Annotated in this window: 9 protein-coding genes; 4 read left to right on the forward strand and 5 right to left on the reverse strand. The window is 35.1% G+C overall.

The window, feature by feature from the left end; translation table 11 throughout:
• Positions 1 to 768 (forward strand): hypothetical protein, encoded by a 768-nt coding sequence (locus B0A57_RS08440; RefSeq protein ID WP_034099295.1) that lies wholly within the window; start codon positions 1 to 3, stop codon positions 766 to 768.
• A 309-nt stretch (positions 769 to 1,077) separates the two neighbouring features.
• On the opposite strand, the gene B0A57_RS08445 is transcribed toward B0A57_RS08440, so the two are convergent.
• Positions 1,078 to 2,355: a replication-associated recombination protein A gene (locus B0A57_RS08445; RefSeq protein ID WP_034099293.1), complete on the reverse strand. Its 1,278-nt coding sequence runs from the start codon at positions 2,353 to 2,355 to the stop codon at positions 1,078 to 1,080.
• A 230-nt stretch (positions 2,356 to 2,585) separates the two neighbouring features.
• On the opposite strand from B0A57_RS08445, the gene B0A57_RS08450 reads away from it, so the two are divergent.
• Positions 2,586 to 3,380: a rhomboid family intramembrane serine protease gene (locus tag B0A57_RS08450; RefSeq protein ID WP_034099291.1), complete on the forward strand. Its 795-nt coding sequence runs from the start codon at positions 2,586 to 2,588 to the stop codon at positions 3,378 to 3,380.
• A gap of 103 nt (positions 3,381 to 3,483) precedes the next feature.
• On the opposite strand, the gene rlmB is transcribed toward B0A57_RS08450, so the two are convergent.
• The 4 genes from rlmB to B0A57_RS08470 form a co-directional block, all read right to left on the reverse strand.
• Positions 3,484 to 4,218 carry a 23S rRNA (guanosine(2251)-2'-O)-methyltransferase RlmB gene (gene rlmB / locus B0A57_RS08455; protein WP_011963477.1) on the reverse strand — a complete coding sequence of 245 codons (735 nt, stop codon included), beginning with the start codon at positions 4,216 to 4,218 and terminating at the stop codon, positions 3,484 to 3,486.
• Positions 4,219 to 4,284: 66 nt separating this feature from the next.
• The gene (locus tag B0A57_RS08460) at positions 4,285 to 5,763 is read right to left on the reverse strand and encodes a SusD/RagB family nutrient-binding outer membrane lipoprotein (protein WP_034099289.1); all 1,479 of its coding nucleotides are present in this window, start codon (positions 5,761 to 5,763) and stop codon (positions 4,285 to 4,287) included.
• A 14-nt stretch (positions 5,764 to 5,777) separates the two neighbouring features.
• Positions 5,778 to 8,987: a SusC/RagA family TonB-linked outer membrane protein gene (locus B0A57_RS08465; protein ID WP_011963475.1), complete on the reverse strand. Its 3,210-nt coding sequence runs from the start codon at positions 8,985 to 8,987 to the stop codon at positions 5,778 to 5,780.
• Positions 8,988 to 9,074: 87 nt separating this feature from the next.
• Positions 9,075 to 10,724 (reverse strand): BamA/TamA family outer membrane protein, encoded by a 1,650-nt coding sequence (locus B0A57_RS08470; protein ID WP_034099287.1) that lies wholly within the window; start codon positions 10,722 to 10,724, stop codon positions 9,075 to 9,077.
• Positions 10,725 to 11,200: 476 nt separating this feature from the next.
• On the opposite strand from B0A57_RS08470, the gene rpsL reads away from it, so the two are divergent.
• Positions 11,201 to 11,584 carry a 30S ribosomal protein S12 gene (gene rpsL, locus B0A57_RS08475; protein ID WP_011963473.1) on the forward strand — a complete coding sequence of 128 codons (384 nt, stop codon included), beginning with the start codon at positions 11,201 to 11,203 and terminating at the stop codon, positions 11,582 to 11,584.
• Positions 11,585 to 11,610: 26 nt separating this feature from the next.
• Positions 11,611 to 12,087, forward strand: a complete 477-nt coding sequence (rpsG, locus tag B0A57_RS08480; RefSeq protein WP_011963472.1) for a 30S ribosomal protein S7 — start codon at positions 11,611 to 11,613, stop codon at positions 12,085 to 12,087.
• Position 12,088 lies beyond the last annotated feature (1 nt).

Here is a 12,088-nt window from a genome sequence, read left to right on the forward strand (position 1 = left end):
ATGAAGAAATATTTTTCTATACTCGTGTTTGCTTTAATTTCAAGTGTAACTTATTCGCAATCAGGTTTAAATGATTATGAAATGGCAATAATTCCTTCAAAATTCGAATTTCAAAAGGAAGATAATCAATACCGTATTAGCTCAACAATTAAAGCCTTCTTAAAGCAAAAAGGATTTGAAGCTTATGTTTCGACCGATGTCTTGCCAGAAGGATTTTTAGATTACAATTGCAATAAAATTTTTGTAAATGTTCTAGAAGAAAACACTCTTTTTTCTACAAGAATAAAAATCGAATTTAAAAATTGCAAGCAATTAGTTTTATTTACTACCGATTTAGGTGAAAGTAGAGAAAAAGAATTAGGTAAAGGATACAATCAAGCATTATTATTAGCTTTGAAATCGTTTGATAAAGCGAGGTATAAATTTTCAGGAAAAACTTACTACGACGAGGAAGCGCAAGAAAAAATAAAAAGTCGTGATGTGCATAGCATATCGTCAGAGGTTACAAAAATCACTAAGTCTGAAAAAGGAGTAACGTATGAGAAAGTTACAAAACAAGATGCGTTAGTTACAAGCGAAGTGTTTGTAAAAGTTGTAAATCAAGCAAATCAGCAGGAACTACTGTTGTATAAAACTTCTAGAGAAGGTATTTACTTGTGTAATCAAAACGGAAAAAACGGGGTCGTTTTTGCTAAAGATGAGGTTTGGTTTTTCGAATATTTAGAGAACGGAAAGTTAATTTCAGAAAAATTGGATGTTAATTTTTAATGCGTATTGTGCTGTATTCAGTCGAGTTTTAGTCATGTAATTCTTGCTCAAATTGCAAATAAAACGGATGTTTTTAATTTTGAATATTAGCGTGTTTCCTCAAGGGTTTGTCTTTTTGTTACAAACGCAGTTTAGTGAATTCTGATAAAAACAAAAGTATAGCTAAAGTTCTTTTGAAGCCGCATAAGTCTTAAAAAGAATTTTCATTGTAATGTGTGCTACAAAAATGAGGGGCTTAATATTGGTTGTTTACAATATTACTCCTTCGGAAGAATGGCGCAAACGGTATCATTTATTTTGAAATATTTTTTAATATCCATACTTGTCTTTCCATCGGTTTTTTAAAAATTCTCGGGTGGCATTTTCACGAGAATTATTCCCTGGATTATAAAAGACAGTTTCCGAAATTTCGTTGGGCAAAAATTCTTGCGCAGCAAAATTATTACTATAATCGTGGGAATATTTGTATTCTTCGCCATAACTCAATTCTTTCATGAGTTTAGTTGGTGCATTTCGCAGAGGAATAGGAACAGGTAAATCTCCTGTTTGCTTTACCACTTTTTGAGCCTCACCAATGGCTATATAACTCGCATTACTTTTAGGAGAAGTAGCTAAATAAACCGCACATTGGCTCAGGATAATTCTACTCTCAGGATACCCAATAGTTGTTACCGCCTGAAAAGTATTGTTTGCCATAATAAAAGCTGTAGGATTAGCATTTCCAATATCTTCAGAAGACAGGATTAGCATTCTGCGAGCAATAAATTTTACATCTTCGCCACCTTCAATCATACGAGCCAACCAATAAACGGCACCATTTGGATCGCTACCACGAATAGATTTTATAAATGCTGATACAATATCGTAATGTTGTTCGCCTGTTTTATCATATAAAACGGTGTTTTTTTGAACCAATTGCATGACTTTTTCATTGGTAATCAAAATATGGTCTTCATTGGTTGCGTTTACGACTAGTTCGAAAATGTTTAATAGTTTGCGTCCGTCTCCGCCAGAAAGTCGCAATAAAGCTTCGGTTTCGGCTAATTCGATATTTTTGGTTTTCAAAAAAGTATCTGTTGTTATCGCACGATGCAAAAGTGCTTCGAGATCTTGCTTGGAAAAAGCATTTAAAATATAAACCTGACATCTTGACAATAAGGCTGGGATTACTTCAAAACTAGGGTTTTCGGTAGTTGCGCCAATGAGTGTTATCCAACCTTTTTCGACGGCGGCTAGTAAAGAATCTTGTTGTGATTTACTAAAACGATGTATCTCGTCTATAAATAAAATGGGGTTTTTAGTTGTAAATAATCCGCCTGCTTGTTTGGCTTTTTCAATGACATCACGAATGTCTTTTACGCCAGAATTTATGGCGCTTAAGATATAAAATGGGCGTTTGCTTTCTTGTGCAATAATTTGGGACAGGGTTGTTTTTCCTGTGCCAGGCGGTCCCCAGAAAATTAGCGACGGAATAATTCCTTTCGCAATTTGATGTGTTAATGAGCCATTTTGGCCTACTAAATGTGACTGACTTATGTAATCTTGTAAATTCTGCGGACGAATTCGCTCTGCTAATGGTGCTTCCATGGGGTAAAAATAATATTTTTTTAACCACAAAGTTCACGAAGTTTTACACAAAGTTCACAAAGAGAAGTTTTATTTTAGATGCAAAGTTCACGAGGTCTTGTTTGCTTGGTGATTGCCTAGTGTTCTTTGTGGTTAAAAGTAGTTAACTCTGACAAAAGTTCATTAATTTCACTTTGGCTAAATATTTGACAATAATCTATTATCTTTTAGTCTATTATCTATTGTCTTCTATGAAAGAAACCGATTTTAAATTTTCCTTGTCAGTCCTAGCATGGCCTTTGTATTTGGTTTTGTTGTTGTGGTTGGTTTATACTGTTGAAATTGTTTTTCCGGGTAATTTTTCTCATTTCGGGATCTGGCCAAGGACAGTTTGGGGGCTTAGGGGGATTGTGCTGAGTCCGTTTTTGCATGGCGATATAGGGCATTTGTTTAATAATTCGATTCCGTTATTTGTTTTAGTGGCTGCTTTGCGGTTTTTTTATCGGAGGGAATCGCTAAAGGTTTTAATTTTGGGTGTTTTGTTTTCTGGATTTGGCACTTGGCTTATAGGGAGAGAAAGTTATCATATTGGTGCTAGTGGATTAATTTATGTTTTGGTTAGTTTTATTTTCTTTAAAGGGATACAGTCTGGGTATTTTAGGTTGGTGGCTTTGTCATTGGCAATTGTTGTTGTTTATGGCGGAATGATTTGGTTTGTGTTTCCTTCTGCGGAGGAAAATATTTCTTGGGAAGGTCATTTGTCTGGGTTTATTGCGGGTTATTTGTTGGCTTTTTATACTAAAAGGACTAAGTATGAGAAGCCAATAAGGTATGATTGGGAGCGGCCAGATTTTGATCCTAGTCAGGATGAGTTTATGAAACATTTTGATGATAATGGTAATTTTGTGTCTATTTCTAGGGTTGTGGTAGAGCAGGAATTGTCTTCTTATTTTGTTTTTAATCCTATTGTTAATTATGAGTTTGTAAAATCCAAAGAGGCGAATAATTTTATGAATAGCCCTGATAGAGGCGATAGCTCTCGTTGAGTTTTTCTCGAAACGAGACTAAAGCCGATAGCAGGAATTGCGATTACAAAAAAAGCCTGAAACTTTCGCTTCAGACTATTTTTATTTAACTTTTTTTGGGGTCTTATCCTCTTTGTCTTACGGTTTCATATAAAAATGCGCCGCAAGCTACGGAAACATTTAGGGATCCAATGGTTCCAAACATTGGTAATTTGGCTTTTTCATCTACGATTTTTAAAACAGAAGGATTTACTCCTCGGTCTTCGCTTCCCATGATGATGGCAACGCCTTCGTTTAGTGAAATGTCATAAATATTGCTTTCGGTTTTTTCGGTAGCAGCTACCGTTTTTATGCCAGAAGCTTGTAGTAAGAATATAGCGTCTTTGATGTGATCTACTTTGCAGATGGGTACATTAAAAACAGCACCGGCGGAGGTTTTTACGGTGTCTCCGTTTACGGGGGCAGAGCCTTGTTTTTGTACAATTATTCCATCGACTCCTGTGCATTCTGCGGTACGAATAATTGCGCCAAAATTTCTTGCGTCAGACAATTGGTCTAATATAAGAAATAGTGGTTTTTTGCCACTTTCTATAACGGTGTCTATTAGTTTTTCTAGATCCTGAAAGGCAATAGGGGCAATGGTTGCTACTGCTCCTTGGTGGTTATTTGGTGTTAGTCTGTTTAGTTTCTCGACAGGGACATACGAAAAGTTGATGCTGTTTTTTTTCATCAATTTTTGTAATTCTTGCATTAATTCGCTTTGAGCGTCGCTTTGTATAAATACTTTGTCGATTTCTTTTTTGGCATTTATAGCTTCTATGATCGCACGTATTCCGAATATTTGGTTTTCTTTTTCCATGTGGCAAAGATATAAAAAAACCACCAGTTTTTGGCTGGTGGTTTGAGGAAAATACTAACTCAAATTTTAGAATTTATCCCAGAATATTTTGGTAGTAAGTTTGTCTCCACCAATTTTGTTAGCGGCAGCTTGATAGTTAGCATTATTAGTGCTAATGTCGGATCTTGAATAGAATAAGCGTACGGGTACTTTGTTGCCTGCTTCCTGTTCTGCATTTGCGGGTGCTTGTAGTTTTGGATAGTCTAAGCGACGATATTCTGTCCAAGCCTCAAAGCCTCTATTACCGTAAGATAACCATAATTGGTATGCGATTTTTTGAGTAGCGTTTACTGCTTCTCCGTTTATACCTATTGCACTAGTAAATGCTACGCTTGGTTTAGCTAGGTAAGTGGTGATGTCTGCTGTTGCTACACCCCAAGACTCCATACTTGCTGTTATGCCTTTGTTGTACCAATCTTGGGTAGTTCCTGTTATTGCATATCCTTTGTCTTTAGCGTCTGCTAGTAAAAAGCAAGTTTCGGCATAATCAAATATAACGGCTGCGTAGGTAGGATTGTTAAATGTAGTTGTAAAGTGTGAATAATCTGTATAATCACCATCGGCAGCATATACAGCTCCTGCATAATTAGCTCCAATTTTTGAAGTTGGGTCTAAATATTTGTCTGCTCTAGGGTCTGTCTTAGCGTTTAACTCATCTACAAATAATTTTGTAGGTACAAATTCTTGACTACCTGAATTTAATAAGTAATTTGGGTTTTTACTTTTTTCGCCATTGTCAAAATATTTTAATTCTGCATTATTAGCATTGCTAGCAATAGCACCTGAGGCAGAAGCTTCTATTAATGCTTTTGCTTCCATTGGTGCTACATCATGTAGATGAAGTCCAGCTTTTAATCGGATAGAGTTGGCAAATTGTTTCCATTTTGCTACATTACCGTTGTATATTAAATCTTCTTTTGCAAAACTGTTGTTTGTAACATCTAATTTATTAATGGCATTGGTTAATTTAGCTCCCATTGCAAGATAAATACTTTTTGCATCATCATATTTAGGATTGTAGTTGTTTTCTTGTAATGCCTCAGTATAAGGTACATCTCCAAAACAATCAACCAAAAATAAATAAGTATTGGCTATTTGTATATCTATGATAGCAATTTTGTTTTGTTTTTCAGCAATTTCTGTTGTGGTTAATGCTGTGCTAGCTTCGATTAGCTTTCTTGAATTGTTTAAGTCTTGTAAAACAGTAACGTAGGTGTTTCCGAATAGGGATCCTCCAATATCACGAGAGAAATTGTATTTTGTTTCTCTGTTTCCTATCGCATATATATTTGTCCAATGTTGTGATAAGTAACGAAATATGTTACTATTTACATCCATTATAGTTAATTGATCAGCATAGGATTTTTGTGCCGAACTCATTAGCGCTTCTGCTATAGGCTTTTCGAAAGCTTTTTCGTTTTGGTTTAAACTATCTATGTCTGAACAAGAAGTTACTACCAACAATCCTAGTGTAAGCCCAAGAAGTGTTTTGTTTATTTTTTTCATCGGTATAATTTTTATTACAATTGTATTTTTACATTAAAGCTAATATCTCTAGTGGTAGGCATTACCGCTCCTTGAACACCTTGTGTGTTTCCTGTTCCTCCAGATTCAGGATCTGCGTATGGTAATTTTTTATATATTATCCAGAGATTACTTGCGTTTAATGAGAACATTACATTAGTTATCGAGGTGTTTTTTAGAAGTTTAGAAGGCAATTTATAACCTAATGTTACTTCTCTTAATTTGATAAATGAGGCGTCATATACAAAAGATTCATGAGGGAATGAATTGTACCCCTGTGTATCGCTGCTATATTCTTGTCTTACTGTGTTTGTACTACCGTTTGCTTGTACTCCTTCTAGTATTTGGCCACCACCATTTGCTACGCTATTTCTGATTGGATTTCCTAGATCGTTAGTACCAACAGTATTTGCGTATAAACCAGATCCTTGACCGTAATATTGATCTAAAGAGAATATGTTACCACCTTTACGTCCATCTATTAAAACTCCTAATGATACGTTTTTGTAAGTAAATGTATTGTTAATACCTGCTGTCCATTCTGGATTAATATTTCCTATAACGGCACCTTGTGTTAAAACATAATTACCAGCAGAATTTACTAATCTTTGTCCATTTTGGTATGTATATCCAGATCCTCTTAAGACACCTAGTGGTTGTCCAACTTCTGCTTTTATTGATATACCTTGGTAGAATCCGTATTCAAAATTTGGTGTGTTATCTGGTAAGCTTAATACTTTACTGATGTTTCTTGCCCAGTTGATTCTAGTATTCCAAGAAAAATTATTGGTTTTTATTGCAGTAACATTTAAACTAGCTTCAAGACCTCTATTTTGTACAGTACCACCATTTACATATGCCTTGTAATAGCCAGAAGCGTTAGATACACTTACTGGTATAATTTGGTCTTTTGTATCACTAGTATAAGCAGAAGCATCTAGGTTTATGCGTTTTTTAAATAAGGCAAGTTCAAGACCTATTTCTTTTGCGGTAGTAAGTTCAGATTTTAGTAAGCTATTTTTCTTCCAATCTTCGGTACTAAATAAATAGGCAGAACCAAAATTAGTATCAGTTTTAGCGTAAGTTGATTTAACTACTGCAAAATCGGCATCGCTACCTGTTTGTGCATAGTTTACACGTAATTTACCAAAAGATACCCAAGGAGCAACTTGTTTTAAGTTGTTGCTAAATATCCAACTACCTGAAATAGAAGGGTAATTGTATATTGCATTTTCTACTGGTAATGTCGAGGATTGGTCTATACGGTATGATCCTTCTACAAAATAAGTGTCTTTGTAACCAAATGTTGCATTTGCATATACGCTATTTATTCCTTTTCTTAACAATGTTTCTGTAGGAGTTGGCACTTGGCCTATAGAGTTACCTAAGTTATACACACCAGGTACAATTAATCCGCCAGAAGTAGTGGCGTATATAGCATCTACAAAATTTCTTCTAGCAGTACCACCTAACATCGCTTTTAATGTTAAATCGCTTACGATTTTAGTGTCGAAATTTAAAAATGCGTCTAGGTTTATTTCTTTTGAGTTTCTGTTGTATCTGCTATACGCACCTAAGCGGTTTGTAGTTCTACTAGATGTTGGAGCTATGCGTTCCTCGTCTAGTTCTAGGTAAGTATCTGCAGATCCACGACCAGTAAAACTTAACCATTTGGCTAATTGTGTGGTAAAGGTAAGGTTACCAAAAAAACGATCTCTGTTTACAGTATTGTAGTTGTTGTAACGTACAAAATAAGGGTTGTCATGAAATTCAGGTGATGTGTCAAACCTTGATTTTGCATTCCAAGAAAGGTTACGGCCTGTTAGGTTGTAAGCATCTTCAAGATCTTTCATGTCGGCATTTGTTTGCCACCACTGGCGGAAACTAGCAAATATGTTGTTACCACCGTCTCCGTATCCAACTTCATTTTGACCTAAGATGTCGGTTTTTATGTAGTTTGCATTAGCCGATATGCTAGTTTTAGGGCTTAAATTGTAAGATCCACTAATGTTGATGTTGTCTTTTTTCATTTGACTATTTGGTATAAAACCATTTTGGTCAAATTTGGTGTATGAAATACGGAAAGTACCATTTTCATTACCGCCAGCTAAAGACACACTATTGTTGTAGGTTGTACTTGGTTTGTAAAAGCTGTTTGGGTTATTTTTTCCAGCTACCCACGGAGTAGCTTTACCATAAGTTGGTAATTCTGGAGAGAATGAATTCCATTGGAAAACATTTAAGTTTGGGTCAAAAGGTGCTCCAAATGAGGCATCCCATTTTGTGATAACTCTTTTGTTGAAACCGCCACTACCTGCTGGTATTTGAACTGAGGCCCCTCCAAATGAAGTACCACCGTAACCACCACCATATTCTGTTTGGTATTCTGGAAGGGTTTGGTTATTTACATATCCTGTAGTAATTCCAGAGCTTATGGTAATTCCTAGTCCTTTGTTATTTTTAGACCCTTTTTTTGTGGTTACGATTATAACACCCGCAGATGCTCTAGAACCATATAATGCAGATGCTGCAGCTCCTTTAAGAACGTTAATGCTCTCAATGTCATCTGGACTAATGTCGGCAGCAGGGTTACCTGTGTCGTATCCGCTATTTCCTTTCGCAACTTCTCTACTGTTTGTGTTGTCATTACTTACTGGAACTCCATCTACTACCCATAACGCTTGGTTATTTCCTGTAATAGATTTTGACCCGCGAATAATTACACTTGTAGATCCGCCAATGTTTCCAGAACGTCTAATTTCTATACCGGCTACTTTACCAGAAATAGAGTTTGCTACGTTACCAGAGTTTACCTTGTTAAGGTCATCTCCTTTTACTTCTTGCGTAGCATAGCCAAGAGATTTTTTTTCTCTTTTTATACCTAATGCTGTTACAACTACATCAGCTAATTTTGTAGACTCATCATTTAGTTTTACTGCCATACCTTTAGTTGCTGGTCTTTCTACGGTATTCATACCCATAAATGAAAAGACAAGTATTTCGCCTTGTTGGGCCTGGATTTTGAAAGTACCATCAAAACTTGTTGATGCTCCTCTGGTAGTTCCTTTTACTACCACATTAACCCCTGGTAGTGGGAGTCCGCTTGCGTCAGTAACTACACCAGTCGCATTCTTTTCTTGCGCTAATGCTAATTGAGATATTAATGCAAATAGCAGCACTAAAAATCGGTTTAACTTTAATTTCATATTTATGTGTTTTAGTTTATTTTGCGCAAAATTCAGCAAAAAACACAATTAATCCTAATTTTTAGTTAATTATTTTCATTTTAAATGTTAAAATTTAGCCTTAAAACTGACATGAACAATAGAGTTCGGTAATTTGATAGCTTGCTCTTTCGTACTTCCATTTGCATATATTAAATTAAAAAGACCGTTTTTTGTAAGCAAACCCAATCCGAAACCCAGTCCTACCAAGGTCTTCGATATGTTTGAAGATTTATCTTGGTAATAGCCGTAATCGATAATCGAATGAATATAAATGTTCGAGTTAGCAATATATCGGTATTCTGTCAAAACCAAAGACAGAGCGTTGCCTTGTAAGCTATTTTCGCTAAAACCACGTATCGAATTAATACCGCCAAACCGTTGCAGTTCATTAATGACATACGAATCACTGTTTAAATAATAATTCAAACTCCTAATATTAACTATGTTTTTCTTATTCAAATAAAAATTATGACTCAGATTTAAAGTACTAAAAAACTGACTATTACTCCTAATTTCTAAATCCCTTTTTCCTATCCCTATTTTAAAATAAATTTTCGTTTTATCCGGAAACAAATAATCGTCGGGATTATAAACAGAAAAATCTAGATGCGTCGTAATAAAAGCATTTTTAAAATCTCTTAATGTTGCGCTATTAGTGTTTTGAATGTCGCTAGACTCAGCACTCTGATACCCCAAAAAAGCCTTTGTATTATAATTAAAATAATAACCCAAATCTATAGCTGTTTGTGTATTCTGAAACAAACTATCTTGTTTAAAAATATTCAATTGTGCTTTTATGCCCAAAGGACTTTTAAAAACATAAGGAATTTCTATCGCGCCATTAAAGGTTTTCTGATTTCTTCCATCACTTTTCCAATAAAGCGAAATTTTTTCGCCACCATTCATAATATTTTCTAATTGTAAGTCAAGATAACCATTTACAATTAGTTTTTTCTGTTCGTTGTTAGTAAAACCAATATACCCATCAAAAGTGTTTGGTTTCGCTTTTTCTAGATACACATACACTTTAGTCGAATCTTTGGTAAACAAAATTTCGGGATATTTAGGCTGACTCACAAATCTAAATTTACCAAAATCATTATACACTTTCTTTAAATTCTCCTGATTAAAAACCTTATTTCGGTACAGCCTTTTTATTTGTTTTTTATGTCCCGCAGGAAATTTATCATACCCATTAATTACAATATCATCAAGCGTTCTAATTTTTTCAGCACCCAAACTCAAATTTGCAAAAAGTTCATTGCTATCCGTTTTAAAGTCGGTAAGCTGCAATCTTGCCAGCGAATACCCTTTTTTTTCCAAGAAGCGCAAAGCAGTATTCATAAAACTTTCCGTTTCCGCAATCGGTATTTTCAGCAGGTCACTTTTTAAATTCAGCAACTCAAAATCTTTACCTATATATATATGTATAAATTTATTTCTCACGCCAAGGGTATAATTAAACAAAAAAGTAGAATCATTTACTGTAATCACTCCCTCATGTTTGGCCGTCAAATAGCCATTTTTCAATAATTTATCGGCAAATAAATTCGCTTGTTCAACAACAGATTTTGTATTGGCATGTTTCTTACTATAACCTATCGAATCGATTATGCTACACTCACTATCACCAGCCCCCTTAATTTGCAAATAAGAAAACTGTGCCAACGCATTCTGACAAATAAATACAACAAGAAAAGAAAAAATAAATTTCAAAATTATAATAGTTTAGTTTTTTTAGGGCGTGCCCCTTCGTCGTTCCTCCTCGGGTCGGGCTTTCCGTTACAATCTTTTTCATCGGCGAAAAGCCTCAAAAAAGGATTTTCACTTCAATCCCTCACGCAGGGGCATGTGCCAGCAATCAAAAATAGTTATTCAAAGTTCAATAGTAACTTAAAATAAAAAATCCTTCACACTTTAGCCTTCAAAATTAAATTATTTAAATCACGAAATACATAAATCAACACGAAATTTTTATCGCCAATAAACTCAAATCCGTCTTAATTTGTATAATTCGCACCACACTTTTTCAAACCACCACTATTTTTCAAACTTAGCCTACTAATCATCGATAGCATAAAATAACATTGAAAATTAATGAATTATGATTTGTTTCCTCAAAAAAAAGTCATACATTTGCAACCCCGTAAAAAGCGGGAATTTTATAAACAAGTAATTTTTAGTATTTAATTATGCCAACAATTCAACAATTAGTAAGAATAGGAAGAACCAAGATGACTAAGAAGTCTAAATCGGTTGCCCTAGATTCTTGTCCTCAAAGAAGAGGTGTTTGTACGCGTGTTTACACTACGACTCCAAAAAAACCAAACTCTGCAATGCGTAAAGTAGCGCGTGTACGTTTAACAAATGGAAACGAAGTAAATGCTTACATCCCAGGAGAAGGACACAATCTTCAAGAGCACTCGATAGTATTAGTCAGAGGTGGAAGGGTAAAAGATTTGCCAGGAGTTAGGTATCACATTGTTCGTGGTGCGCTTGATACATCAGGTGTAGCAGGAAGAACACAAAGAAGATCTAAGTACGGAGCAAAACGCCCAAAAGAGGCTAAAAAGTAATTTTTAAAAACTTTTAAGAAAAAGAAATGAGAAAAAGAGCGGCAAAGAAAAGACCACTTTTACCAGATCCAAGGTTCAATGACCAACTGGTAACGCGTTTTGTGAACAACTTAATGTGGGATGGTAAGAAATCAACAGCTTTCAAAGTGTTTTATGATGCAATGGATATCGTAGAAGCTAAGAAACAAGACCAAGAAAAATCGTCAGTAGATATCTGGAAAGATGCACTAACAAACGTTATGCCTCACGTAGAAGTACGTAGTCGTAGAGTAGGTGGAGCAACCTTCCAAATTCCTATGCAAATTCGTCCAGATAGAAAAATTTCTATGGCGATGAAATGGATGATTCTTTATTCAAGAAGAAGAAATGAAAAATCTATGGCTCAAAAGTTAGCTTCAGAAGTTTTAGCTGCGGCTAAAGAAGAAGGTGCTGCGGTAAAAAAGAGAATGGATACACATAAAATGGCAGAAGCTAACAAAGCTTTCTCTCACTTTAGATTTTAAT

This window comes from Flavobacterium psychrophilum DSM 3660 = ATCC 49418, from assembly GCF_002217405.1.
GTDB classification, from domain to species: domain Bacteria; phylum Bacteroidota; class Bacteroidia; order Flavobacteriales; family Flavobacteriaceae; genus Flavobacterium; species Flavobacterium psychrophilum.